The sequence below is a fragment of the Streptomyces albiaxialis genome, from assembly GCF_039530985.1.
Classification (GTDB): Bacteria; Actinomycetota; Actinomycetes; order Streptomycetales; family Streptomycetaceae; genus Streptomyces; species Streptomyces albiaxialis.
This window is the reverse complement of the sequence record NZ_BAAAPE010000016.1, coordinates 208697-233246: the sequence shown is the minus strand read 5'-3', so window position 1 is coordinate 233246 and position 24550 is coordinate 208697. Positions and strand designations below refer to the sequence as shown.

21 protein-coding genes are annotated in these 24550 nt (G+C 75.4%); 5 read left to right on the top strand and 16 right to left on the bottom strand.

The genetic code is table 11. The annotated features are described in order from the left end of the window. The first annotated feature begins 44 nt into the window (after positions 1-44). Positions 45-1022: an alpha/beta hydrolase family protein gene (locus tag ABD343_RS32530; protein WP_344533404.1), complete on the top strand. Its 978-nt coding sequence runs from the start codon at positions 45-47 to the stop codon at positions 1020-1022. Between the two features lie 36 nt (positions 1023-1058). Here ABD343_RS32530 and ABD343_RS32525 read toward each other — a convergent pair whose 3' ends face one another. Beyond that, complete coding sequence (locus ABD343_RS32525; RefSeq protein WP_344533872.1) at positions 1059-1751, bottom strand: FadR/GntR family transcriptional regulator; 693 nt, start codon at positions 1749-1751, stop codon at positions 1059-1061. A gap of 271 nt (positions 1752-2022) precedes the next feature. On the opposite strand from ABD343_RS32525, the gene bla reads away from it, so the two are divergent. Then, positions 2023-2988 carry a class A beta-lactamase gene (gene bla / locus ABD343_RS32520; RefSeq protein ID WP_344533402.1) on the top strand — a complete coding sequence of 322 codons (966 nt, stop codon included), beginning with the start codon at positions 2023-2025 and terminating at the stop codon, positions 2986-2988. A 36-nt stretch (positions 2989-3024) separates the two neighbouring features. On the opposite strand, the gene ABD343_RS32515 is transcribed toward bla, so the two are convergent. Then, complete coding sequence (locus ABD343_RS32515) at positions 3025-3663, bottom strand: DUF1707 SHOCT-like domain-containing protein (RefSeq protein ID WP_344533401.1); 639 nt, start codon at positions 3661-3663, stop codon at positions 3025-3027. Positions 3664-3817: 154 nt separating this feature from the next. Between ABD343_RS32515 and ABD343_RS32510 the strand changes: the two genes are divergently transcribed. Further along, positions 3818-4642 (top strand): class I SAM-dependent methyltransferase, encoded by an 825-nt coding sequence (locus tag ABD343_RS32510; RefSeq protein WP_344533399.1) that lies wholly within the window; start codon positions 3818-3820, stop codon positions 4640-4642. Between the two features lie 48 nt (positions 4643-4690). Here the strand turns inward: ABD343_RS32510 and ABD343_RS32505 are convergent, their stop codons facing one another. The 5 genes from ABD343_RS32505 to ABD343_RS32485 form a co-directional block, all read right to left on the bottom strand. After that, positions 4691-5629, bottom strand: coding sequence for an aldo/keto reductase (locus ABD343_RS32505; RefSeq protein ID WP_344533397.1), 939 nt, complete (start codon positions 5627-5629; stop codon positions 4691-4693). 118 nt (positions 5630-5747) lie between these two features. Then, the gene (locus ABD343_RS32500; protein ID WP_344533396.1) at positions 5748-6992 is read right to left on the bottom strand and encodes a lanthionine synthetase LanC family protein; all 1245 of its coding nucleotides are present in this window, start codon (positions 6990-6992) and stop codon (positions 5748-5750) included. Between the two features lie 158 nt (positions 6993-7150). Continuing rightward, positions 7151-7306 (bottom strand): hypothetical protein, encoded by a 156-nt coding sequence (locus ABD343_RS32495; RefSeq protein ID WP_344533394.1) that lies wholly within the window; start codon positions 7304-7306, stop codon positions 7151-7153. Next, positions 7281-9854: a lantibiotic dehydratase gene (locus ABD343_RS32490; RefSeq protein ID WP_344533392.1), complete on the bottom strand. Its 2574-nt coding sequence runs from the start codon at positions 9852-9854 to the stop codon at positions 7281-7283. Before ABD343_RS32490 ends, ABD343_RS32495 begins: the two co-directional genes overlap by 26 nt. 154 nt (positions 9855-10008) lie before the next feature. After that, positions 10009-10983, bottom strand: a complete 975-nt coding sequence (locus ABD343_RS32485) for a thiopeptide-type bacteriocin biosynthesis protein (RefSeq protein ID WP_344533391.1) — start codon at positions 10981-10983, stop codon at positions 10009-10011. Positions 10984-11447: 464 nt separating this feature from the next. On the opposite strand from ABD343_RS32485, the gene ABD343_RS32480 reads away from it, so the two are divergent. Both ABD343_RS32480 and ABD343_RS32475 read left to right on the top strand, forming a co-directional pair. Next, positions 11448-13367 carry a sigma-70 family RNA polymerase sigma factor gene (locus tag ABD343_RS32480; RefSeq protein ID WP_344533389.1) on the top strand — a complete coding sequence of 640 codons (1920 nt, stop codon included), beginning with the start codon at positions 11448-11450 and terminating at the stop codon, positions 13365-13367. 49 nt (positions 13368-13416) lie between these two features. Next, positions 13417-14256, top strand: a complete 840-nt coding sequence (locus tag ABD343_RS32475) for a CPBP family intramembrane glutamic endopeptidase (protein WP_344533387.1) — start codon at positions 13417-13419, stop codon at positions 14254-14256. Positions 14257-14619: 363 nt separating this feature from the next. Here ABD343_RS32475 and ABD343_RS32465 read toward each other — a convergent pair whose 3' ends face one another. From ABD343_RS32465 to ABD343_RS32425, 9 genes are all read right to left on the bottom strand, one after another. Beyond that, positions 14620-15648: a sugar phosphate isomerase/epimerase family protein gene (locus ABD343_RS32465; protein WP_344533385.1), complete on the bottom strand. Its 1029-nt coding sequence runs from the start codon at positions 15646-15648 to the stop codon at positions 14620-14622. Further along, positions 15645-17057, bottom strand: coding sequence for an alkaline phosphatase family protein (locus tag ABD343_RS32460; RefSeq protein ID WP_344533383.1), 1413 nt, complete (start codon positions 17055-17057; stop codon positions 15645-15647). The genes ABD343_RS32465 and ABD343_RS32460 overlap by 4 nt, the downstream gene beginning before the upstream one ends. Positions 17058-17361: 304 nt before the next feature. Then, entirely contained in the window at positions 17362-18543 is a 1182-nt protein-coding gene (eboE, locus tag ABD343_RS32455) for a metabolite traffic protein EboE (protein ID WP_344533381.1), read from the bottom strand. Between the two features lie 16 nt (positions 18544-18559). After that, complete coding sequence (locus ABD343_RS32450) at positions 18560-19408, bottom strand: TatD family hydrolase (RefSeq protein WP_344533870.1); 849 nt, start codon at positions 19406-19408, stop codon at positions 18560-18562. Between the two features lie 5 nt (positions 19409-19413). Beyond that, entirely contained in the window at positions 19414-20088 is a 675-nt protein-coding gene (locus ABD343_RS32445) for an EboA domain-containing protein (RefSeq protein WP_344533379.1), read from the bottom strand. Continuing rightward, complete coding sequence (locus tag ABD343_RS32440) at positions 20082-21017, bottom strand: sugar phosphate isomerase/epimerase family protein (RefSeq protein WP_344533377.1); 936 nt, start codon at positions 21015-21017, stop codon at positions 20082-20084. Before ABD343_RS32440 ends, ABD343_RS32445 begins: the two co-directional genes overlap by 7 nt. After that, entirely contained in the window at positions 21014-21895 is an 882-nt protein-coding gene (locus ABD343_RS32435; protein ID WP_344533375.1) for an SCO3242 family prenyltransferase, read from the bottom strand. The genes ABD343_RS32440 and ABD343_RS32435 overlap by 4 nt, the downstream gene beginning before the upstream one ends. After that, a complete protein-coding gene (locus ABD343_RS32430; protein ID WP_344533374.1) occupies positions 21859-22956 on the bottom strand; it encodes an inositol-3-phosphate synthase in 1098 nt (365 codons plus the stop codon). Before ABD343_RS32430 ends, ABD343_RS32435 begins: the two co-directional genes overlap by 37 nt. A gap of 195 nt (positions 22957-23151) precedes the next feature. Next, positions 23152-24537 carry a ThuA domain-containing protein gene (locus ABD343_RS32425; protein WP_344533372.1) on the bottom strand — a complete coding sequence of 462 codons (1386 nt, stop codon included), beginning with the start codon at positions 24535-24537 and terminating at the stop codon, positions 23152-23154. Positions 24538-24550 lie beyond the last annotated feature (13 nt).

The window sequence follows — 24550 nt, the reverse complement described above, 5'->3', positions numbered from 1 at the left end:
ATGCGACGCGTACGACGATGCGTACGAAGAACGGAAGGACTCTCATGAACGGCCTCGATCCCGGCGACCTCGCCACGCCCGCCCCCGAGCCCGCGCCCGCCCCCGTCGTCTCGGTGAAGCCCGTGACGCTGGAGGCGCCGGGCCGGGGGCGGGACCTGGAGGTGAAGGTCTCCGCGCCCGCGACCGGGCGCGGACTCCCGGTCGTCCTCCTCTCCCACGGCTTCGGCTCGTCCCTCGACGGCTACGGGCCGCTGGCCGACTTCTGGGCGGCGCGCGGCTTCGTGGTGGCACAGCCCACGCACCTCGACTCCCGGACCGTGGGCCTTCCCGCGGACGACCCCAGGACCGCGCGCCTGTGGCGGTTCCGCGTCGAGGACATGAGGCGCGTCCTCGACCACCTCGACCTGCTGGAGGCCGCCGTGCCCGGCCTCGCGGGCCGGGTCGACCGGGGCCGCGTCGCCGTCGCCGGGCACTCGTTCGGGGGCCAGACGGCGGGCGTGCTGCTGGGGCTGCGCGTCCTCGGCCCGGCGGGCGGCTCGACGGGCGGCCCGGGTCCTGCGGAGGACGCGGAGGACCTGTCGGACCCGCGCGTCACGGCGGGGGTGCTGATAGCCACGGCGGGGCGGGGCGGAGCCGACCTGACGCCGTACGCGGCCGAGCACTTCCCGTTCATGAACCCGGACTTCACCCGCATGACGGCCCCGGCGCTCGTCGTCGCGGGAGACAAGGACGACCTCCCGCTGACCGTCCGGGGCCCGGAGTGGCTCACCGACCCGTACCACCTGAGCCCGGGCCCGAAGAGCCTGCTCACGGTCCACGGCGGCGAGCACTCGCTGGGCGGGATCGCGGGCTACGAGGCCAAGGAGACGACGGACGAGGACCCCCGGCGCGTCGCCCTCGTCCAGCGGGTCACCTGGGCGTATCTGCGGCACGCACTCGGCGTCGACGACACGGGCTGGGCGGCGGCCCGCGAGGCCCTGGCGGCGGACGGCACAACAGAGGGCCGGCTCGAATCCAAGTAGCCGGTACGGGCCCCGGGCGGCGGCCCGGCCCCGGCCTCAGGCCCGGGCGCGCAGGCGCGCGAGCGTCGCCGCGAGTTCGTCCTCCAGGACCCGTACCGCCTCCTCCGGCTCGCCGCGCTCGACGGCCGCGACCAGGGCCGCGTGCGCCGCGTCCCCGTGGTTCGGGTCCTCGTCGCGCGGCGCGACGAGCGCCATCAGCTCGACGAGCCCGCGCCGCAGCACGGGCGCGAACTCCGCGAAGAGATCGGTCAGTACGGGGTTGTGCGCGGCGGCGACGAGCGCCGCGTGGAGCGCGATGTCGGCGTCCACGAAGGCCTCGTCGTCCAGCTCCGCCGCCGCGCGCCGCCCCGCGAGGGCCTCGCGCATCGCCGTACGGTCCTCCTCCGTGCGGCGGCGGGCCGCGAGCCGGACCGCCTGGACCTCGACCAGCGTCCGTACCTCGTACACGTCCGCGAGCGCGGCGCGGCGCAGCCGGTCCGGCCACTCCTCGACGGGGCGGGTGGCGGTGACGAAGACGCCCGCGCCCTGCCGCGCCTTCACCAGCCCGGCGCTGGCCAGCATCCGTACGGCCTCGCGCACGGTGGAGCGGCCGACGCCCAGCTCCTTGGCGAGGGTCGTCTCGCCCGGGAGCTTCGTGCCGACGGGCCAGTGGCCGCCGGTGATCTGCGCGCGCAGCCGGTCCATGGCCTGTTCGACCAGGGAGCTGGGGCGGACGGCGTCGAGAGGCACCGCGCTCACCTCCTGAGTTGTCCGAACACCTGATGAGACGCCCCAAGCTACCGGCGCCCGGGCCCCGGCCCGTAGCCCGGGCCCCGGTCCGTACCCGCCGGAGCGTGACTCTTCCGTGAGCGCGTCCCGCCGCCCCCGCCCCACTGCGAGCTGGGCTCATATCGAGCGCGGATCGCCCGAGAGCCCGCTCGGACTTGGACGGGAGCACCCCGCGGCTGATCTCCTCGGAGCTCCTCCGCCCCGTTCCCGGCCCGCAGAGAGGTGCCCCGCCATGCCCGCGTCGTCCGCGTCCCTCCCCCGCCGTTCCGCCCTCGCCACGCTCTCCGGGCTCGCGGCCCTGCCCCTCGCCGGGTGCGGCTCGTCCGACGGCGGCCCGGACCCCGCCGCGTCCAAGAAGTCCCCGGACTCTTCTCCGTCCTCCATGTCGCTGCCGCGCGCACGCCGCGAGCGGGCCGAGCGCGCGTTCGCCGCGCTGGAGCGGCGGTACGACGCGCGGCTCGGCGTCCACGGCGTGGACACCGGCAGCGGGGCGGTCGTCGCGCACAGGCCCGACGACCGGTTCGCGTACGCCTCCACCTGCAAGGCCCTTCTCGCCGCCGCCGTCCTGGACAAGAACTCCCTCAAGGGGCTCGACAAGAAGGTGCGGTACGGGCGTGGCGACCTGATCCACCACTCGCCCGTCACGGAGCGGCACGTACGGACGGGGATGACGCTGCGCGAGCTGTGCGACGCGGCGGTCCGGTACAGCGACAACTGCGCCGCCAATCTCCTCTTCGACGAACTCGGCGGCCCCTCGGGGTTCCAGGACGTGCTGCGGGCTCTCGGCGACCGCGTGACGCGCGCCGACCGGTACGAGATCGACCTCAGCGACGCCACGCCCGGCGACCGCCGCGACACCAGCACGCCCCGCGCCATGGCCACCGACCTGCGCACCTACGTGCTCGGCGACGCGCTGTCCGACCGCAAGCGCGCGCTGCTGACCGACTGGCTGCGGCGCAACACGACGGGCGACGACCTGATCCGCGCGGGCGTCCCCGAGGGCTGGCGGGTCGGCGACAAGACGGGCAACGGCGGCTACGGCACCCGCAACGACATCGCCGTCATCTGGCCCCCGGACGCCGAACCGCTCGTGCTCGCCGTCATGTCGCGGCGCGACACCAAGGACGCGGAGCACGACGACGCGCTCATCGCCCGCGCCGCGCGCGTCGCCGTCGAGGCGCTCACGGACCGGGGCTGACGGACGCGCACTGACGGGCCGGCACCGACGGCCGGGTCAGAGGAAGTCGAGCGCCGTGTCGACCGCTTCCTCGATCCATTCGCGCAGGGCCGAACGGCCGCCCCGGGGCCGTACGACGACCACCTCGCCCAGGATCGCGGTCCCGGAGACGTGGACGCGGGGCGCGTCCTTCGGCACCGGCTGCTTCCGCTTGCCGGTCCTGTCGCGGACGCTCCCCTGCACGCGCAGGTCCACGCCCTCGGGGACGATCAGCCGGACGTCGCCCGCCCAGGCCTTCGCGGTGACGCGCAGCTCGCCGGTGGACGGTGCCCGTACGTGGGCGAGGTTCAGGGTGAGGTCGCCCAGGCCCGAGGTCGCGGTGAGGCGGCCCGAGGGGTCGGGCTCGGGGTGGTCGTACGTGGCGTCGCCCGCCTTCGTCCGGTAGACCCCGCTGGCGCCCGGGCCGGAGGCGCCTTCGGCGGGGCCCGGGGCGGGGAGGTCGGCGGCGACGCGGTCGAGGTCGTCCCGGTACCGGGCCAGGTACGCGGCCTCGCAGCGGTCGGCCAGCTCCTCCAGGGTGAGGCGCCCCTCCGCCGTCGCCTCGCGCAGCCGCTCGACCACCGCCTCGCGCTCGGCGTCCGAGGCGCGGACGCGGGGCTGGGCGTCGGGGAGTCGTTTTCCGAGTTCGGCGGTCATGGTGTGCACCTCCTGTGGGACCTCCAGCGGACCACGCGGGCGCCCGTCGGCGCGTCGCCGGGCGGAACGAGATCCCCGCCGCGCGCTCCATCGAAAGATGCAGTCGCCCGGGCGCGCAGGACCGGCGCGGCGCGCCCGCATAGGCTGGGCGGCGATGTCCGTACACGACGCTCAAGATCCCGCGAACGCCCCGGCTTCCCCGGAATCCCCGGACTCTCCGGCTTCCCCGGGCTTCCCGGTGTCCCCGGGTTCCGCGCCGGGCCGCCGGGGGCCCACGTACCGCGAGCTGGCCGTCCAGGCGCTGTCGTCCGTCGAGCGCGGCTACGACCTGCTCGCGCCGAAGTTCGACCACACCGCGTACCGCACGCCCGACACCGTGCTGGACGCGACGGCCCGCGCGCTGCGCCCGTACGGCCCGTTCGCGGCCGGGCTCGACCTGTGCTGCGGCACCGGCGCCGGGGCCCGGGTGCTGCGCGAGGTGTGCGCGGGGACCGCGGCAGGGCTCGACTTCAGCGCGGGCATGCTGGACCGGGCCGCGGCCGGGCCCGACGGGGCGCGGGTGGGGTGGGTGCGCGGCGAGGCGCACGCGCTGCCGTTCCGCCGGGGCTCCTTCGACCTCGTCGTCAGCTTCGGGGCGCACGGGCACTTCCTGCCCTCGGCCCGCCCCTCGCTGTTCGCGCAGGTCCGGGAGGTGCTGCGGCCGGGCGGCCGGTTCGCCTTCCCGCTGGCCGCGCCCCCGCGCCCGGGCTCGCCCGCGTACTGGTCGCTGCTGGGCTTCGATATGGCGATGCGGGTGCGGAACGCGCTGTGGCGCCCGCCGTTCGTCATGTACTACCGCACCTGGCCGCTGGCGGACGTACGGCGGGAGCTGCGCGAGGCCGGGTTCGCCGTCTCCCTCGTCTCCCTCACCGAGCTGGGCCGCCGCCGCGACGGCGCCCCGCGCTGCCGCCTGGTCCTCGCGACGCGCCTGCCGTCCTGACCGCCCGCCGCGTCGGCGCACCGTCCGCGCGTCAGCACCCCGCCCGCGTCAGCGCCCCGCCTCGTCCAGGCGGCGGCGCTGTTCGGCGTCGAGGCGCAGCGGGAGCGCCGCCATGGCCTCCTCGATCTGCGCGACCGAGCTGACGCCCACGATCGGCAGGACCGGCGGGTCGTGGTCGAGCAGCCAGGCGAGGACGACCTGGTTCGCGGTCGCCCCGGTCTCCTCCGCGACCTCGCGCAGGACGGCGAGCCGCCGGGGCGTGCCCGGGTGGTCGTAGGCGGCGGGGACCGCGACGTCGGGCCGGGTGTAGCCGCCCGAGAGCAGCGGGCTGTAGCACCACAGCCGCAGGTCCTCCTCCGCCCGTACGTAGTCGAGGAGTTCGGGCGCGGCGTGCACGTGAGCGGCGGACGGCAGCGGCATGTCGAGGCGCGGCTGGAGGTACGAGTAGCGGTACTGGAGATGGGTGCTGCGGGGCCGTCCGCCCGCGAGGGCGCGGGCGCGTTCGGCGCGCCAGAGCGCGTGGTTGCTGAGGCCGGCCGCCCCGGCCGTACCGCTCTCGACGAGACCGGCGAGGGCGCCGACGGTCTCGTCCAGGGGCACGGACCGGTCCTCGACATGGGCCCAGTAGACGTCGATGTGGTCGGTGCCCAGCCGCCGCAGGCTGCCCTCGACGGCCGCCGCGAGGGCCTTCGGGGACAGCCCCTCGGCGGTCTCCAGGCCGGTGCCGGGGACGGTGGGGCGCGCGCCGCCCTTCGTGCTGAGGCGCACGCGCTCGCGCGTGCCGCGCGCGGCCATCCACGCGCCGATCACCGTCTCGCTCTCGTCGCCGGTGGCGCCGTCGGCCCAGAACGCGTAGTTGTCCGCGGTGTCGAGGACGCTCCCGCCCAGCTCTACGAAGCGGTCGAGGATCCGGAACGAGGTCTCCTCGTCGACGCTCGTCCCGAACGGCAACGTCCCGAGGGCGAGGGTGCGTTGAGGGATCGTCATGGCGCGGGGGTCTCCTGGCTCGTGCTCGTACGGGGACGTCCGATGCTTCGGTGTCGGTCGGTCCCGTGTATACCCCAGCGCCTCCCGCAGGTCTAGGCCAATTATGGGAACAGGGGCCTCACCTCAGGCCCAGGCACGGCAGCCATCCCCGCGTGCCGCCCGTCGCCGTCAGGACGGCGCTCAGGGCACCGCCCGCGCCGCCGAGCAGGCCCGTACGGGCGTCGGCCAGCTCGCGCAACTCGTCCTCCCTGGCCGACAGATGGCGCAGCAGCCGGGTGCGCAGGACGCTGGCCGCCGGGTGCGGCGCCGCGTACCGGTGGAAGGCGTCGGCGACGGCCAGCACGCCGGACGCGCCGTGGCACAGGCCCAGGCGGTCCCCCGGGTGGTCGCCGAAGAGGTGGAACTCCTCGTCGTAGCCGCCCGCGAGCGTGGTGAACGCCTCGTCGGCCCACGCCGCCGTCGCCGCGTCGCCGAGCGCGTCGGCCGCGTCCCACAGGGCCCAGGAGACGCCGGGCGTGCCGTAGCACCACGCCTGCCGGGTACGGGCGCCGGGCGGCGGCGCCACCCCGTCGAGGCCCGCGCCGTCCCACGTCCGTACGCCCCGCGCGTCGGTGAACGCCTGCGCGGAGAGCCATCGCACCGCGTTCCGCAGGGCGTTGACCCACTCCGGGCGCGCCCCCAGATGGCGCACGGCGGCGGTGAGGGCGACGGTCACCCCGGCGACGCCGTGGCCCATGCCCGTGTTGACGCGGCCGTCCATCCAGTCGAGGAGCGCGTGCCCGGCGTAACGCGCGCGCAGGCCGTCCAGTTCGGGCGCGTCGCAGAGCGTGGCCAGCCGGTCGGCGTACGGGGCGAGGTCCACGGTCGGCCCGCAGCGGTCCAGGCCCGCGGTCAGGGCGAGCAGCACGCCCGAGGGGCCGAGGACGAGGTCGTAGTCGGGGAAGGTCACGCTCCCGTACGGCACGGGGCCCGGCGAGTCGGCGAGCAGCCGGTCGCGCAACCGGTCGGCCACGGCGTGCAGTTCGGGGTGGACGGCGGCGGCGTGGCGCAGCCCGACGAGGGTCCCGGCGAGCCCCCCGCCGTACAGCCCCCGCCTGCCCCCGCCGCCCCGGCCCGCGCCGCGCGCCCAGACGGCGGTCGCGCGGGCCGCGGCGGCCACGGCGGACGGCTCGCCGGTCTCCGCGAGCAGGGCGGCGAGCACGGGGACGGCGGGATCGCCGGTCGGCGTCTCGTCAGCGGGAGTGCCGGGGGTGCCGTGGGGGCGCTCGGTCCAGCGGGTGAGGAGGTCCGTCGCCAGGCGCAGGGCCTGGGCCCGGATCACGGCGTCCGTCGCGGCCTCCTCCGTCGAAGTCGTCTCCGTCACGGGTGTCCTCGCGTCCTGTGCGGTGGGGCGTGCGTAGGTGCTCACGTGCGTGCGTAGGTGCCGTACGTGCCGTACGTGCCGTACGTGCGTGCGTACGGTGGGTCGGCGAGAGCCGCCCGGCCGTGGGGCCGGGCGGCTCGGTGCGCGGTGGACGGTCGTCAGCAGACGATGACCGTGCAGACGAGGACCGTGCAGACGCCGCTGCACTGGCCCGAGTCCATCGACGTGTCGTCCGGCAGCGCCGACTCGCTGATCCGCGCGTCGAGGTCGTCGATCAGGTTGTCCAGGTCAAGAGCTTCGATCGTGGCAGGCATGGTGCTTCCCTTCTCTCTCTTCTCCCTGTGGATGGGGTGTCCGCCCCTGCCCGTCGCCGTCGGAGGACGGCCGCGGGCCGGGGAGGTCTGTGGCGCCGCACGCGGTGGCGTGCTCGCGGGCGGCGAGGGCGGCGAGCGCGTGGGCCGTACGGTCGTGGGGCAGCCGGAGCAGGAGCTGGGTGGCGACCGGGGCGCCGTCGTGCGCGGGGTCGCGGAGGGCGGTGGCGCCCTCCTCCGACGCGGGCACGGGCAGCGCCTCCTCGAACCAGAGGTCGCGGCCGTCCGGCGCGGACTGGCACAGCCGTTCCAGCGCCTGGAGCGCCGGGAGGGCCGCGAGATCGACGGGGACGGGCTTGCCGCCCGGCTCGGTCCGTACGTAACCGAAGCGGGGCAGGCCCCCGGCGCGGCGCAGCGCGGCCAGCCGCTCGGCCTTCGCCGGCTCGGGGTCGGCGGGCCGCCACATCCCGGCGCGCGGCAGCCGCCACTGCGCGGGGCTGACCACGAGCCGCCCGCCGCACCTGCCGCCCACCGTGAGCCTCGGCACCCGCGCCGCATCGGGGAACGCACCCGCCAGGCCGCCCAGTTGGAGCGCGTACTGCGAGGCCGGGTGGCCCGCCGCGGTGAGCAGCCGCAGCAGCCGGTCGTACGGCGGGACCGGCGTACGGGTCCCGTGGTGCACCGGCAGCAGCCGTACGCCGTCGGCCGCGTCCTCGGCGATCAGCGTGCCGCCGGGCGCGCGGCGCAGCGTGATGCGGTGCAGGGGCAGGTGCCGTACGGAGTCGAGGGCGTCCGGCGGGTAGTAGAGCCCGGTGTTCGGGTCGCCGGTGCACCAGGTGGTGACGGCGGGGCGGCGGACGGCGTTCGCGGCCGGTTCGCCGAGCGGCGGGACGAGCAGCTCCACGAAGCGGACGCCGGTCGTGCGCTCGTAGGCGGCGAGGAACGCGCGGTAGGCGGGCACGTTGGCGTAGCCGCCGTGGTGCGTGTCGAGCGCCTCGGCGAACCGCGCGTCCAGCACTCCGGCGGGCGACGCCGACTCCAGGACGGCGACGGGCTCGTCCGGTGCCCCCGCGAGCGGGCGCAGCAGGCAGTCCGTCGGCCAGCTCGCCACCCAGTCCTGGACGCGGGGCGCACCGAGCGCGTCCAGCAACTCCTCGTCCACGTCGACCCGTTCGTCGTCCAGGCGCGCCGCGAGGTGGTCGAGGAGCCGGGCGTAGGCGGAGCCGGGGGTACGCGCGGGCCGCCACCCCTCGTAACGGGCGCGGGAGACGGCCCGTACGCCTTCGGTGCCGCTCTCGGCTCGGAGGAGGTCCAGGAGGGGACGGGGCTCGGGGCCGATCTCGCGAGCCTCGTCGAGGAGTTGCCAGCGGGGCGTACGGTCCCCGGCGGCGGCGCCGCCCTCCGCGCGCAGCGCGTCCAGCCGCCGGGCGAGGCGCAGCCCCTCCGCGGCGCGCGCCGCGGCCCCGGCGGAGACGGTGGCGTCCGTCTTCCGGTACGAGTCGAGGAACCAGCCGCGCGGGGCCGGGTGCCGCGCCGGCGCCTTGGCCACCGCGGCGGCACCCGCCGTCCACTCCAGGCGGCGCGTCTCGGGCGCGGCGCACAACTGGAGCACGCCGAGCCGCAGCAGGTGGTCGAGGAAGCCGCGCAGTACGCGGCGCCCCTTCTCGCCGTGCCCGCCCGCCAGCGCGGCCTCCAGGCCGCCCAACGGGCACGGCCCGTCCGCGAGGACGCCCACCACGGCGTCCAGCACGGGCGTACGCCGCAGGTCCACCACCCGCAACCGGCTCGCCGCCCTCGCGTCGGCGTCCTCGCCCACGTCCGCGGCGCGGCAGTGGAACCCGTCCGGCGTCGAGCGGTGCAGCGGGGTGAGGGCGAGCAGGGCGTCCGGCGCGGCGGTACGCAGGTCGAGGGCGCGGAGGGAGGCCCACAGGCGGTGCACGTTCTCCGTGGACTCGGCGGCGACGGCGCCCAGCCGCGCCCCGTACGGCAGCAGCGGGCCCTCCCGCCCCTCCACCGGTACGGCCGCGAGCCGGCCCGCCCAGCCGCGCGGAGTCGTCTTCGCCGCGCAGCGGGCGAGGGCCCGCCACACATAGCCCGTCCCCTTGCGCGGCCGCTTCCCGCCCCACGGCTCGCCCGCCCGTACATGCCGCTCCAGGTCGTCCAGGAGCCGGGGCGAGGAGGCCGTCACGAAGTCCCGCAGCACGGGGTGCGAACGGGCGAGGGCCAGCAACGCCTCCCCCACGCGGGCGCGTTCGGCGGTCACGTCCTCGGCGAAACGTTCCCGCGCGGCGTCCAGTGCGGCGGCGACCCGCTCCAGCTCCGCGAGGTCGCGGGCGGGTCCTCCGCCGAGCGCGGCGACGGCGGCACGACCCGCGCGGTCCGCGGGCCCGCCCGCGTCCGCGCGCCCGGCGTGCAGCGCGCGGCGCAGCGCGAGCACGGCTCTCCGGTCGGCGACGGAGAGCCGCTCGTCGGGCACGACCTCGGCGCCGAGCCGCTCCCCCAGCGCCCGGGCCAGCCCCCCGACCCGCCCCGCCTCCCGATCGAGCCCCATAGCCCGCCCGGCCAACCCCTCGTCCCCACCCTCTCCCCACCTCTCCCAATCCACCCCGGCAACCCGAACAAGAGCAACGCTCCCGATACATCCGCCGGACACGCCTCCGTCGCGGGGCCAGCCCTCGTCGGGTGTGGGAGTGGGGCGCGGGCGGTCAGGTGTGGGGGGTGGCATGGGGGGCCTCCTCGGCCAGGGCGTCGGTGAGAAGGCCCTGGCGGGTCGCGGAGAGGGCGCCGCGGTTCCAGTGGAAGACGGTGGCGTACGCGGCTGCGGCGCGCGGGCCGAGCGTCGCTTCGCCCGCCTCGAAGTAGCCGTGCCGCCACCGTTCCCCCGCCTCGCGGGCCGCGTCGGCGTGCGCGGCGAGCGCCGCGCGCCGGTGCTCGGGGAACGCGGCGAGGAGCTGATCGCGCGGGGCGCGCCAGCAGGCGACGATGCCCTCGGCCGCGCGCTGCCGCGCCGCGAGCGCCGCCGAGTCCGTCGGGCCCGCGCCGCGCACGCCCCGCCCGGTGCGCTCCCGTACGGCTTCCCACACCCCGCGGTGCTCCCAGCCCACGATCCCGAGCCCGGCGAAGCACTCGCGCAGGAGCAGCAACGAGTGGCGCCACGCCGTCAGTTGGCCCTCGCGCCCCGGAAAGGCGAGGTGGTGGTCGAGCCAGGCGAGGGAGTCGGCGGTGAAGAGGCCGTGGACGTACGGCATGGAGGCGTGGCCGCCGAAGAGGTAGTGCTCGGGCTCGTAGACGGCGTGGACCGGCGCACGCCGCAGCGCCTCGCTCCCCTTCAGGCGGCGCAGCAGCGCGGCCCGCAGCGAGCCCGGGTCGAGGGCCGCCGCCTCGAATCGGGCCCGGACGCCGGGCTCCTTGTGCATGAAGAAGACGTTGCGCGCCCGCCCGTCGTCGAGGAACTCCCGGGATATGGAACGCAGTTCGGCGTAAATGCCGGAGCGGTCGCCGGGTATCGGTGCGAGGTTGAGCTGCACCCACGGGGACGGCCACACCGGCTTCCGCGTCATGGGCCGTCCGGCCACGGACCGGTCGATCACCGACCGGCCCGTCGCGAGCGCCGTCGCGAGAAGGGCCCGCCCCCGCGTCCGTACGTCCCGCGCCGCCGTCACTGCCTCGGTCCTCGACAATTCCGTTCCCCTCGCCGGAAGTTCGGTCACACCACGCTTGCCCGCGCTCCGGCCCGACGAAGAACAGATCGGCATTCTTCATATAATGAACGGAAGTGCGACGGCGCATTCATGTGACGCGGGTCGGCCCGCGGAAGTCCGGGCCGGACGCGCGCGGACCCCGTCAACTCCGCTTGTCTGAACGGGCGTTGACCAGTCAGCTCCCCACCCCCGTACGGCCCGGCGAATGTGCGCCCCCAACGCACCCGCCCTCCGCCCGATGGCACGGTGCGATCTGACGACCGCGAGGTCCGGATAAGTCCGGATCACACACGGAATCGCCGGGAATCTCCTCTCGTACCCTCTGACAGGATTCGGACGTGTGAGCCAATCGGCCGCGTGGTTTCTGTTATCGGCCCAGCCCCTCGCGCACCCCCAGTACGGGGGCATGGACCGACCCCCAGAACCGAGAAGGAGCGAGCAGCGTGAGCAGCGAACCCCAGGCCGCCTTGATCGCGGCGGCACAGGCCGGGGACCAGCAGGCGCGGGACCGCCTGGTCTCCGCCCACCTCCCGCTGGTGTACAACATCGTCGGCCGGGCACTGAACGGGCACGCGGACGTGGACGACGTGGTCCAGGAGACCATGCTCCAGGTCGTGGCCGGGCTCGGCGCGCTGCGCGCTCCGGAGAGGTTCCGTAGCTGGCTGGTGGCCATCACGATGAACCAGTTGCGCGCGTACTGGCGGCGCACCGGCGCCGAGGCGATACCCGCCGGACGGCTGGAGGACACCCACCCGGCCGCCCTGCCCAGCGAGGACTTCGTGGACCTCGCGGTGCTCCGGCTCGGGCTGTCGGGGCAGCGGCGCGAGGTCGCGCAGGCCACGCGCTGGCTGGACGAGGGCGACCGCGCGCTGCTGTCGCTGTGGTGGCTGGAGGCCGCGGGCGAACTGACCCGGGCCGAGGTCGCCGCGGCGCTGGAACTGACGCCGCAGCACACGGCCGTACGCGTGCAGCGCATGAAGGGGCAGCTCGACACGGCGCGCGTCCTCGTGCGCGCGCTGGCCGCCGAGCCGCGCTGCATCCTGCTGGAGGCCGCGGTCGTCGGCTGGGACGGCGCGCCGTCGCCGCTGTGGCGCAAGCGGCTCGCCCGGCATACCCGCGACTGCACGGTGTGCTCCGGCGGCTCTTCGGACCTCGTCCCGGCCGAACGGCTGCTGGTCGGGCTCGCGCTGGTGCCTGTCGCGTTCTCCGCGGCCGGCGCGTCGGCGTCCGAGGTCGCGGCCCAGGCGGCTCAGGCAGCCCAGGCGGCTCATGCGGCCACGGCCACCCCGGCCGCCCCGTACGGCCAGGGAGCGCCGGGTCTCTACGACACGGCGGCGTTCGGCACCCCGGCCCACGGCACGCCCGAGTACGCCCCGCTCCCGCAGCCGACACCGCCCCACGGCTCGCCGGACCTCGCGCCCACGGCGTACGGAGCGCCCGGCCACGGACCCGCCGCCCACCAGCAGCCCGCGTACCAGCAGCCCATGTACGAGCAGTCCCCGCACGAGCAGTCCCCGCACGAGCCCGCGTACGGCCGGCCCCCCGCCCAAGAGCCCGGGCCCGCCGCGTCCCACGGAGCGACCGGCACGTCGGGGCCCGGCGGCGGGGCGCGGCGGGCCGAGCGGCTGCGGCGGGCCCGGCGGCGGCGCGTGACGGGGGTCGCGGCCGCTCTCGTGGTGCTGGGCGCCGGTGGCGGGATCGTCTATCTCTCGCCCGGCTCCGAGGAGGACAAGGAGCAGCCGACGAGGGTCGAGGCCCGCTCGGCGCAGGAGGGGCCCTCGCGTCCCGCCTCCCCCAGCGCCTCCCCCTCCTCGAAGAGCCCCTCGCCCTCCGCCTCCCCGTCGCGGAAGAAGAAGCCCGAGAAGAAGAAGCAGCAGCCCGAGCCCAGCAAGAAGCCGGAGCGCCGCCCGACGACGAGCGCGCCCGCCGAGCCCGCGCCGGAACCGAAGCCCGACCCGCCGAAGCCGGACCCGGCGCCCGCCGGTACCGCGCAGCAGGTCGCCGCGCTCGTCAACGCCGAGCGCGAGAAGAAGGGCTGCGGCCCGGTGAAGGTCAACAGCAAGCTCAACACGGCCGCGCTGAACCACTCGGCGGACATGGACAAGCGCGACTTCTTCGACCACAGCAACCCCGACGGGGACGACCCCGGCGACCGCATCACGGCGGCGGGCTACGGTTGGAGCACCTACGGCGAGAACATAGCCAGGGGGCAGCAGAGCTCGAAGGACGTCGTGCAGGGGTGGATGGACAGCCCGGGACACCGGGCGAACATCCTGAACTGCGACTTCAAGGAGATGGGCATAGGCCGTCACGACGGCGCGGGCGGCCCGTGGTGGACCCAGGTGTTCGGCGCCGCGGGCTGAGCCCCACGAGGGGCGGCAAGAGGCGCCACGGTGCGGCAAGGGGGGCGGCGTGAGCGAGCGGGACGGCGGCGGCCCGTTACGCGTGACCGTGCGGGTCCTGGTCCTGTTCGCCGGGGCCGTGCTCGTCTGGCTGTTCGTCTTCCACGGCACGCCGCTCGGCCTCGACTACGACCGGCCCACACACGCCGCGCGGGCCGTGCTGACCACGGCGCTGGTCGTCCCGGCGGCCGTGCTGGCCCGGCGGCTGCTGTTCGCCGGGCGCCCGTGGGCGGAGCTGGGGCTGCCGTCCCCGCGCGCGGGCGGGCCGCGGCTGCTGCTGGGGGCCGCCGCCTGGGCCGTACCGTCCGCGCTCGGGTTCGCGCTCTGCCTCGGCTCCGGCGTCACGACGCTCGCCCTCGCGCCCCGCACGTCCGTGGCCGAGGCGGCCGGTGTGACCGGACTGCTGGTGGTGCTGGTCTTCCTGTACGAGGCGCTGCCGGAGGAGCTGGTCTTCCGGGGGCTGCTGCTGCGGGCCCTGCTCGACGCGCTGCCCCCTTGGCGGGCGAACCTCGCCCAGGCCGTCCTCTTCGCCCTCTACGGCTTCCTGATCGGCGTGGCGACCAGCCCGGACCGGCTCCTGATCTTCCTCGTCCTCGCGCTCGTGCTCGGCACGTTCCGGCTCGCGACGGGGGACGTCTGGGCGGGGATCGGCTTCCATCTCGCGTTCCAGACGGTGGCCCAGAGCCTGGAGGGCGAGGGCGCGGCCTACGAGGTGGACGGCTCGGGCGCGCTGGGCGTACTGGCCCTGGGCGGGCTGCCGTTCGCGCTGGGTCCGACCGTGCTCGCCTCGGGTCTGGCGCTCCTCACCGTCCGCGCGCTGCGTCGCGGCTCGCGCACACCGCCCGGCTGACGAGGCCGACGGCGACGCGGTGCTGGCGCAGCACATCCTTCTCGGAGTAGGACACGCGGCGCTGCGCGCGGGCGCGAGCGGGTTCCTGCTGAACACCACGCCGGAGGCGCCGGACGAGGCGATCGGCGTGGTCGCGGCGGGCGACGCGACGCTCGCGCCGACCGTCACCCGCCGCCTGATCCGCGCCTTCTCCGCCCTGCCGCCCGGCCTGACGTCCACCGCCCCGCTCGCCTCCCTGACCGGCAGCGCCTTGTTGACGCCCTGGGAGGTGCGGAGCTCGCCCTCACCACGGCCGGCATGCTGCGCTCCCGCCCCTCCCCCGGTGCCGGGGAAGGGGCGGCGGCCCGAGGGGCGGCCCTGTTCTCAGCAGCGGCGGCGCAGATGCTTCGCCGAGCGGCGGGCCGTCGAGAGGGAACCCGCGGGGTTGACGTCGGGGTCGGGGGCGTCGTCGCGTTCGACCAGGAAGTGGTGGTCGTGGTGGCGGCCCTTGCGGCGGGTGAGGGCGCCGATGAAGCGCTCGTAGTCGATGTCGCCGTCGCCCACGTCGACCATGTGGTAGCCGTCGGCCGACGCCTCGTCGTGCTCGCCGTCCTTCACATGGAAGAGCGGATAGCGGTGCGGGGCGGACTTGACGTAGTCGAGGGGCTCGAAGGGCGCGGGCGTGCCGTCCGGCCGCTTGCTGAAGCGGTACTTGCCCGCGTACGCCCAGTAGATGTCCATCTCCAGATAGACCAGCTCGGGGTCGGTCTCCTCGAGCAGCACGTCGTAGAGGCGCACGTCCGGCCTGTCCTCGGCGAAGCCGAACTCCATCTGGTGATTGTGCTGGTAGAACTTCAGGCCCCGCTTGCGCGCCGCCTCCCCGTACGCGTTGAAGTCCGCCGCGGCCCGCTTCCACCCGTCGACGGTACGGCCGTACCGGTCGGGGCTGGCGGCCGTGCCGACGTGGGGGAGGCCGAGGGCCGCAGCGTCGTCGACGACCTTATCGAGCTGGGTGGCGAACGTGTAGTCGTCGGGGTTGTCCGAGTAGTAGCCGACGTGGCTGCCGATGCCGCGCAGGCCGTTGTCGCGCATCAGCCGTCTGAGCTGCTTGAGGCTGATGTCGCCGGTGCCCTGGGTGTATCCGGCGAACTCGACGGAGTCGTAGTCGTAGCGCCGCAGCTCCTCGAAGACGCGGGCGAAGCCGAGCGCCTGGGTCTGGTCGCGGAGGGTGTAGAGCTGGATGCCGAGCTTGCCGCGCGGCACGATCGGGCGGTGGCGCCCGCCCCCGGACGGCTGCGCGGCGAGGGCCGAGCCGCCGCCCAGCATCGCGGCGGCGGTCGCTCCGGCCGCGACGCCGAGGAAGCCCCTGCGGCGCAGGGCACGGTCGAGTTCCGGGTTTCGCTCGCTGGTCATGATCGGTCTCCCAGTGCGAGGTTGAGGAGGAGTCGTTTCACTTCGGTCGCGGGGAAGGGCGTGCCGTCGGCGTGGGGGCCGAGGCCGTCCAGGGCGCCCCCGCGCGAGCAGAGCAGCAGCGGCCCTTCGTCCGTACGGTCGGGAAGGCGGCCGTGGCTGCCGCGGATCGGGGACGGGTCGAGGGGGACGACGGACATCGTGTAGCGCATCCCCGCCTTCTTGCGGGCGAGGGCGGTCGCGGCACGCAGCTTGACGTACGGGTCGTGGGGGTCCATGAACAGCTCGACCGGGTCGTAGCCCGGCTTGCGGTGGATCTCCACGAGCCGCGCGAAGTCGGGGGCGCGGGCGTCGTCCAGCCAGTAGTAGTACGTGAACCAGGCGTCGGCCTCGGCGACCGCGACCAGCTCCCCGGAGCGGGGGTGGTCGAGGCCGTGGTCCTTCTTGCCGTTCTCGTCGAGGAGTTCGGCGACCCCGGGGAGACCGGAGAGGGCCTCGCGGGCCGCGGGCAGGTCGGTGTCCGGGTCGCGGACGTAGACGTGCGCGATCTGGTGGTCGGCGACGGCGAACGCGCGGGACGTCCACGGGTCGAGGTACTCCATGCCGTCCTGCGTGTGGACGTTCAGCAGCCCGGCGCGGCGCAGGGCCCGGTTGATGTCCACGTGGCGGCGTACGCGCGTGATGCCGTACTCGGAGAGCGCGACGACCGTACGGCCCTCCTCCCGCGCCTGGTCGAGCAGGGGCGCGAGGGCCGCGTCCAGCTCGGCGGCGGCGCGGGCGGCGCGGGGGTCGTCGGGGCCGTAGCGCTGGAGGTCGTAGTCGAGGTGCGGGACGTAGCACAGGGCGAGGTCGGGGTGGCGGGTGCGGAGGAGGTGCCGGGTCGCGCCGATGATCCACTCCGAGGAGGAGAGGTTCGCGCCGGGGCCCCAGAAGGTGAAGAGGGGGAACTCGCCGAGTTCGGCGACGAGTTCGTCGTGCAGGTCGGGCGGGCGGGTGTAGCAGTCGGGCTCCTTGCGGCCGTCCGCGTAGTAGATGGGGCGGGGGGTGACCGTCCAGTCGGTGTCGGCGCCCATCGCGTACCACCAGCACACGTTCGCGACGGTGTACCCGGGGCGTACCGCCCGCGCGGCGTCCCACAGTTTCTCGCCGCCGACGAGTCTGTTGTGCTGGCGCCACAGAAGGACGTCGCCCAGCTCGCGGAAGTACCAGCCGTTGGCGACGATCCCGTGCCCGGAGGGGAGTTCACCGGTGAGGAACGTGGACTGCGCCGCGCAGGTCACGGCGGGCAGCACGGTCGCCAGCGGCGTGCTTGTGCCGGAGTCCGCCAGCGCCTTGAGGCGGGGCATGTGCGCCAGGAGCCGTGGGGTCAGCCCTACGACGTCGATGACGAGGAGAGGGTGCGGCGCGTTCATGAGGGCTCCTCCGCCTCCGCCGGAAAGGTTTGCATGTGCTCTTTCGCTGCGCTGAGCAGGGGGTGCCCCTGCGCCTGCGCCGCTGTGCTCGCGCGCGCCGTTCCCCGCGCCCCTGACGCGGCGCCTCCGGCCTCGCCCGGCATGGGCGCTGCGCTGGACAGGGGCTGCCCCTGACGGTCCCGCCGGGCTGCCGCGCCGCTGTGCTCGCGCGCGCAGTTCCCCGCGCCCCTGGGTGTGACCGCCCCAGCTCGGCACAGCCCGCCCGCCGCGGGCGCGCCGGTGGCGCTTCGCGGTACGGCCGTCTTCATGGCAGCTCCTTCAGGCCCAGGTCCGTGAGCATGTCGCGGGCCACGGTGAGTTCGGCGGCCAGGCCGTCGGCCAGGCGGGCCCGGGTGGTGGGGCGGAGGGCCGGGGGGAGGGCCTGCCAGGTGTAGGTCTCGACCTCCAGGTGGTGGGTGAGGGGGGCCGGGCCGCCGACCAGGTGGGTGAGGGTCTCCTTCAGTACGGGGAGCGTGGCCGTGAGGGGCGGGGTCAGGGGGGCGTGGAGGGGGACGTGGAAGTGCGAGCGCCAGGGGCCGTTCCGCGGCAGCGCCCCGGGGGCCAGCGCGCGGTCCAGGTCGTCGACGGCGGTCAGCGTGCCGTCGGGGGCGAGCGCCCGCGTCTGGTGGAGGAAGCGCGGCTCGGCGAACTCCGCGAGCGCGTCCCGTACGTCGTCCCGTGCGGGCTCGTCCGCGTGGAGGGCCGCCGAGAGCTGGGACTTGACGACGGGGACGCCCGCTTCCGTGAGGGCCGTGACGGCCGTCGCCGGGTCCTCGAACGCCGTCGCCAGGTGGCAGGTGTCCAGGCAGACGCCGATCCGGTGCGCCGGAGGCGCGTCCTCGCCGGTGAGCGCCCGTATCGCGTCGGCCGTCGTCTCGATCGTGCAGCCCGGCTCGGGTTCGAGGCCGACGCGCAGGGAGCGGCCCGTCAGCTCCTCCAGGGCGTCGAGGCGTTGGGCCAGGGTGTGGAGGCGGGTCAGGGCGCGGTGCCGGGCCTCGGCGTCGAAGCCGGTGCGCCAGGCGAGCGGGAGCGTCGAGACGCTGCCCTCGCGCACGTCCTCCGGGAGCATCGCGGCGAGGAGGCGGGCGAGGTCGGTGGTGTGGTCGAGGCGGGCGTCGTCGGTCCAGTCGGGCCGGTAGACGCGGTACTTGACGTGCGCGTCGCCGAAGCCCTGGTACGGGAAGCCGTTGAGCGTGACGACCTCCAGGCCCGCCCGGTCGAGCCCGGCGCGCAGCCGGCGGACGGCGGCCGGGTCGTCGGTGAGGGTACGGGCGACGTCGCGGGCCAGCCACAGGCCGATGCCGAGCCGGTCGCGGTGCAGGCGGCGGCGTACGGGCTCGGCGTACTCGGTGAGCTGGGCCAGGACGCCTTCGAGCTGCTCGGCGGCGTGGACGTTGGTGCAGTACGCGAGGTGGACGGTCGACCCGTCCGGGTGCCGGAAACGCATGCGTGTCCTCGCCTCCTCACTCGCCGCCGCGCAGGATGGAGTTGCCCTCGTGCGTGCCGTCGGGGGTGGTCACGTCGAGGGTGAGCCGTCCGCTCTGGCCGTAGAACGCGGCGGGGTTGCGCCACAGGACCTGGTCGACCTCGTCGTCCGTGAACCCGGCGGCGAGCATCGCGTCGCCGACGTGCCGGGTCTTGAGCGGGTCGCTCTTGCCCCAGTCGGCGGCCGAGTTGACGAGGACGCGGTCGGTGCCGTGGACGCGGAGGATGCGGATCATGCGGTCCGTGTCCATCTTGGTGTCGGGGTAGATCGAGAAGCCGAGCCAGCAGCCGCTGTCGGCGGCGGCGCCGAGCGTCGTCTCGTTGAGGTGGTCGAGCACGACGCGGCGGGGCGGCAGCCCGGACTCGCGCAGCACGTCGAGGGTGCGGGCGAGCCCGGCGGCCTTGTCGCGGTGCGGGGTGTGGACGAGCGCGGGCAGGTCGTGCTCGACGGCGAGCTGGAGCTGCGCGGCGAGGGCCGCGTCCTCCTCGGGCGTCATCGAGTCGTAGCCGATCTCGCCGACGGCGACGACGTTGTCCTTGAGGAGGTAGCGGGGCAGCTCGTCGAGGACGGGGCGGCAGCGCGGGTCGTTCGCCTCCTTGGGGTTGAGGGCGAGCGTGCAGTGGTGCGCGATGCCGTACTGCGCGGCGCGGAACGGCTCCCAGCCGAGGAGGGAGTCGAAGTAGTCGTAGAAGGAGGCGGGCGAGGTGCGGGGCTGGCCGAGCCAGAAGGAGGGCTCGACCAGGGCGCGGACGCCCGCCTCGTACATCGCCGCGTAGTCGTCGGTCGTCCGGGACGTCATGTGGATGTGGGGGTCGAAGATGCGCATGGCGGTCACGGCTCCTCGGGGCGGGAGGATTCGGCGGACTCGGTGGCGGTGAGCTGGAGCGCGTGGTGCAGGTCGTCGGGGACGGCGCGGCCCGCGGCCGTACGTTCGCGGGCGTAGTCGGTGAGCATCCGGGCCAGCTCGGCGTCGCCGCGCGCCCGCCGCTCCAGCCCGGCGACGGCGCTCAGGGGCACGCCGGTGAACAGGCACTTGAGCACGCCGTGCCGCCACTGGTGCGGATCGAGGTGCTCGGCGGCGTACGGGCCGAGCGCGGCGGCGATCAGCCGGGTGTCGTTGCTGCGCAGCGCATCCTCGACGAGCGGGAGCGCGGCGCGCGGCACGGGCGGCGGGTCGAGGTGCAGTAAGGCGAGCAGGACGGCGCGCCGCTCGGGGGCCGTGGCGTGCTCGTAGAGCCGGGCGAGGGCCTCTCCGCCGGGCGAGGCGGCGTGCAGCAGGAGGATGCGGGCGGTCTCGGCGAGTCCGGGCGCGGGACCGCCCTGTCCGGCGGCGGGCACGCAGCGCCGCCCGGCGGCGGCGAAGTGCCGCTCCCAGGGCGGGAGTCCGGGGCCGGTGTGGTGCGGGGTGTCGGCGGCGTCGGCCAGCGCCCGGTGCAGCCATTCCCGCGAGTCGGCGTCGAGCTGGACTTCGAGTCCGGTACGGAGCGAGGCGAGAGGGGTCAGCATGCGGTGCCATCTCCCTTCGTCGGGACGGCTCCTGTCGGGACGGCTCCCGTGGAGGCGGCTCCCGTGGGAGCGGCTCCCGTCGGGACGGCCCGTTCGGCCGCGCGGAGGAAGTCGATCGACGTGCGGGCGCGTTCCGGGCCCGCGTGGGAGTCGCGGGGGAGTTCGACGGTGACGAGGCCGCCGTAGTGCGCGGCGCGGAGCGCCTCCAGGACGGGCGGGAAGTCGATCTCGCCCTCGCCGAAGGGGAGGTGCTCGTGGACGCCGCGGCGCATGTCCTCGATCTGGACGTGGTGGAGCCAGGGGGCGGCGGAACGGACGCACGCGTCCGGCGGCGACGGCTCCAGGCACTGGCAGTGGCCGATGTCGAGGGTGAGGCCCAGGAGAGGCGGGTCGCCGAGCGCGGCGCGGAGGCGGTGGAACCCCGCGAGGTCACCGACCAGGTGGCCCGGCTCGGGTTCGACGGCCAGCGGGACGCCTGCCGCCTCGCACGCGGTGAGTACGGCGCCCACGCCGTCCACGAGGCGCGGCCACGCGTCGTGTTCGGCGGTGCCCGGCGGGAGCGTGCCGCTGAAGCAGTGCACGGCGTGGGCGCCGAGGTCGGCCGCCACCCGGACGGCCTTCAGCAGGAGCCCCGTCCGCACCGCCCGCGCGTCGGCGTCCGGGTCGAGCAGCGACGGTCCGTGCTTGCGGCGCGGGTCGAGGACGTACCGTCCGCCGGTCTCGACGGTGGCCGTCAGCCCGTACCGGTCCAGGGCGTGCGCGACCTCGGCCGTACGGCGGGCGAGGTCGGGCGCGAGGGGGTCGAGGTGCATGTGGTCGAGGGTGAGCCCGACGCCGTCGTACCCGAGGTCGGCGAGGAGGGGCAGGGCGTCGGAGAGGCGGAGGTCGGCGAGGCCGTTCGTGCCGTACGCGTACCGCAGCGCGCTCATGTCGGGCTCACCTTCCGGGAGAGGCGGCGGGCGAGGGGCAGCAGCCCCAGCAGCGCGACGGCGGCCGGGCTCTTCCCCGACAGGGCCGACTGGAGGGGGATCATCGCGCGGATGCCCCCGCCGACGGCCTTCTGGAGCAGCGGCGGGGAGGGGTTGAGCGCGGCGTGGAAGAGGGGGCGCGCGGCGGTCACGGCGTACGCGGCGGCCGCCGCGGGGCTCCGGCGTGCCGTCGCCCCCGTGATCCCGGCGACGGCGGCCAGCCCGGTGAGCGGCGGCAGCGGGCTGCCGCCCTGGACCTCTTCCCGGGAGACCGTCGTCACGGCGACGGTGTGCGCGCCCATGAGCGCGGCGGTCCGGAGGACGTCCCCGGTACGGCCGCCGCCCGGTCCCGACGCCGCGCCCGGTATCGACGCCGCCGCGCCCAGGCCGATGTTCAGGGCGCGGGCGGTGCCCATCGTGAGCGGGCCCCAGCGGGTGTTCTTCAGGTGGAGGTCGTACGCCCAGACCGCCCCCGCGAGCGCCGTGGCCGTCGCGAGGGCGGGGCGCCCCGCGCGGGCGGCGACGGCGAGGCCCGCGCCCGTCAGGAGCCCGGCGGCGGCGAGCGCGGACGCGGGCGCGATGCGGCCCGAGGGGAGCGGGCGGTCGGGGCGTTCGACCGCGTCGGTCTCGCGGTCGGCCCAGTCGTTGAGGGCCATGCCCGCCTCGTAGAGGCAGAGCGAGGAGCCCGCGGCGAGCAGCGTGCCCCGCCCGGGGGCACGCCCGCCCGCGACCGTACCGGCGAACGCGTCGCCCGGCACGGTCAGCACCGCGGAGACCCGCAGCAGTTGCGCCCACGCGGCGATCACAGCCGGTCCGCCAGGGCGAGGAGGGCACGCCACTGGTCCGGCAGTCCGCTCGGGCCCGTGTCGGGATCCTTGAAGTAGAAGCCGAGGCCGTCGACGGGGCCGGTGACACCGGTCTCGTGGGCGCGGGCCATGAGGCGGGCGAGGTCGAGGACGAGGGGCGCGGCGAGCGCGGAGTCGCAGCCCTGCCAGATGGTCTGGAGGACCATGCGGGAGCCGAGGAAGCCGTCGAAGGCGATGTGGTCCCAGGCGGTCTTCCAGTCGCCGAGGGCCGGTACGTCGTCGATGTGGACGTCTCCGGCGGGGAGTGCGCCGAGCGTGTCGGCGAGGACGCGTTCCTTGCCCGCGTTCTTGGCCGCGGCGGCGCCGGGGTCGGCGAGGGCCGCGCCGTCGCCGCCGCCGAGGAGGTTGGTGCCGGACCAGGCCCGTACGGCGAGGGCGCGCTGCGCGAACATCGGCGCGAGGACCGAGCGGAGCAGGGTCTGGCCCGTCTTGCCGTCCCGGCCCGCGTACGGGACTCCGGCTGTGCGCGCGGCGTCGGCGAGGCGGGGGTGGTGGAGCCCGGTGGACGGGGTGAAGTTGACGTAGGGGCAGCCCGCGCGGAGCGCGGCGGCGGCGTAGAGAGAACTCGGCGGCAGGGGGTCGTCCGGCGAGGACGGTGCCGGTTCGGTGCTGGCGACGTTGACGACGACCGTACGCGCGAGCCCGTGCTCGCGGGTGAACGCCGTGAGGTCCGCGGCGAAGGCGGCGATCAGCTCGTCCTCGGTGCGGGGGTCGTGGGGCGCGGGGCCTCCGGGGCGTATCGCGGCGTCGGCGGCGGCGAGTTCGGCGTGCAGGGCCGCGGGCAGGCCGTGCGGGAGGACGCCGCCCTCGGCGAGGGCCTCGGCGCGCTTGGGGAGGGGGCAGGAGGTGGTGTCGTGGCCGCCGAAGACGAGGGTGTCGAGGGGCGGGAGGGGGACGTCGGCGAAGGGGGGCGTCTCGGTGATCATGCCGGTCGGGGGGTGGAGCCCCGCGGTGAGGGCCGCCGCGCCGGTGACGGCGGTGGTGGCGACCGACCCTCGGGCTCCTGTCAGCCAGATACCGGTTCGTGGCTTCACGGTTCCTCCCTGTCTCGTCGTGCTTGGCCCAGACCAGATGGCCCTGCCCCGCCCTCTACCCGCTGGCGTCACGGGAACCCCGGGGGAGCCGTGAGGGCGCGGCAGGGACGGAGTCGGCGTTCTCCGCCCCTGCCGCGCGGCCCGCGGGCCCGAACCCCCTCGGAACGGGGCCGCGGGCGTTCCGGGGACGGGCCGTTACCGCTCCTTTCCTGGGGATCCGAGCGGCGCGACGCGGACGTTCCGGAAGGACACCTCGTCCTCGTCGCCGTGGTTCTGGAGGCCGATGTGGCCGTCCTTGAGGCTGCGCGCCGGATCGGTGTTGGTGTAGTCGTTGATGAGCGTGCCGTTGAGGTAGATGCGCAGGCGCTCTCCCTCGACGCGCAGCTCGTAGGTGTTCCACTCCCCCGGCGGGTTCAGCGCGGCGTCGCGCTTCTCCAGGTCGGCGGACTGGAATCCGTAGACGGACCCCGTGGTCTTCTCGGGGGTGTCGGTCGCGTCGATCTGGATCTCGTAGCCGTTGTTCACGGCCGACCAGGGGTCGTCGCCGGCGGGGAAGCCGACGAAGACGCCGGAGTTGTCGTCGCCGCCCTCGCTCGCCATGCGCCAGTCGAGCTTGAGGGAGTACGAGTCGGTGAACTCCTTCCCCGCGTACCAGAGGAGGCCCATGCCGCCCCTGGTGGTGAGGGTCCCGTTCCCGTCGTCCTCGAACGAGCCGGGGCCTGCCTGTTTCCAGCCGTCGAGGCCCGTCGTGGCGTCGTAGAGCGGGGTGTAGCCCTTCTCGGGGCGGCAGTCGGCCTGGGCCTGCCCGGTGGCGTAGCGGATGCCGCCGAGCAGGTGCCGGACGAAGGCGTCCTCGGTGAAGGACTCCTTGGTGTGGCCGCCCCCGGTGTAGAAGGCGCGGCCGCCCTTGTAGTTCTGGCACCAGGCGATGGGGTGGTCCCCGCCCATGTTCCCGCCGGTGTACGAGCCCTCGTCGAGCGAGGCGAGGACGCGGGCCCTGTCGCGCGGACTGGAGCGGTAGTTGTACCACTCGTCGGTGCGCTCCCACGTCTTGCCGAGGTGGGAGGTGGCGGGGTGGGCGTGGTCCTCCGTCTTCACGGTGGCGGGCTGGATGTGCGGGTGCGAGTCGAAGTAGGCGCCCGCGAGTCCGCCGTACCAGGGCCAGTCGTACTCGGTGTCGGCGGCGGCGTGCACGCCCACGTAGCCGCCGCCCTTCTTGATGTACCGCTCGAACGCCGTCTGCTGCTTGCCGTTCAGCACGTCGCCGGTCGTGGAGAGGAAGACCACGGCGTCGTAGGCGGCGAGTTTCTTCGGGGTGAACGTGGCGGCGTTCTCCGTCGCGTCCACGCCGAAGCCGTGCTCGGCGCCGAGCCGCTGGATCGCGGCGATGCCGTCGGGGATGGAGTCGTGCCGGAAGCCGGCCGTCTTGGAGAAGACGAGGACCTTCGGCTCGGCCCGGTCCCGTTCCCTTTCCGTCGTGCGGCCGTCGTCGCGCTGGGCTGCCTGGCTGCTGGGGAGCGCGAGCGCCCCCAGCAGCAGTGCCGTGGTGGCGACGGCCACGCCGCGCGTGTGTCTCGCCATCGGTGTCCCTCCC

Coding starts and splice junctions, on each gene's coding strand:
- ABD343_RS32530 (WP_344533404.1), top strand. CDS start 45: ATGAACGGCCTCGATCCCGGCGACCTCGCCACGCCCGCCCCCGAGCCC.
- ABD343_RS32440 (WP_344533377.1), bottom strand. CDS start 21,017: ATGAGCGCGCTGCGGTACGCGTACGGCACGAACGGCCTCGCCGACCTC.
- ABD343_RS32510 (WP_344533399.1), top strand. CDS start 3,818: ATGTCCGTACACGACGCTCAAGATCCCGCGAACGCCCCGGCTTCCCCG.
- ABD343_RS32505 (WP_344533397.1), bottom strand. CDS start 5,629: ATGACGATCCCTCAACGCACCCTCGCCCTCGGGACGTTGCCGTTCGGG.
- ABD343_RS32460 (WP_344533383.1), bottom strand. CDS start 17,057: ATGAACGCGCCGCACCCTCTCCTCGTCATCGACGTCGTAGGGCTGACC.
- ABD343_RS32445 (WP_344533379.1), bottom strand. CDS start 20,088: ATGCTGACCCCTCTCGCCTCGCTCCGTACCGGACTCGAAGTCCAGCTC.
- ABD343_RS32490 (WP_344533392.1), bottom strand. CDS start 9,854: ATGGGGCTCGATCGGGAGGCGGGGCGGGTCGGGGGGCTGGCCCGGGCG.
- ABD343_RS32515 (WP_344533401.1), bottom strand. CDS start 3,663: ATGACCGCCGAACTCGGAAAACGACTCCCCGACGCCCAGCCCCGCGTC.
- ABD343_RS32450 (WP_344533870.1), bottom strand. CDS start 19,408: ATGCGCATCTTCGACCCCCACATCCACATGACGTCCCGGACGACCGAC.
- bla (WP_344533402.1), top strand. CDS start 2,023: ATGCCCGCGTCGTCCGCGTCCCTCCCCCGCCGTTCCGCCCTCGCCACG.
- eboE (WP_344533381.1), bottom strand. CDS start 18,543: ATGCGTTTCCGGCACCCGGACGGGTCGACCGTCCACCTCGCGTACTGC.
- ABD343_RS32425 (WP_344533372.1), bottom strand. CDS start 24,537: ATGGCGAGACACACGCGCGGCGTGGCCGTCGCCACCACGGCACTGCTG.
- ABD343_RS32465 (WP_344533385.1), bottom strand. CDS start 15,648: ATGACCAGCGAGCGAAACCCGGAACTCGACCGTGCCCTGCGCCGCAGG.
- ABD343_RS32495 (WP_344533394.1), bottom strand. CDS start 7,306: ATGCCTGCCACGATCGAAGCTCTTGACCTGGACAACCTGATCGACGAC.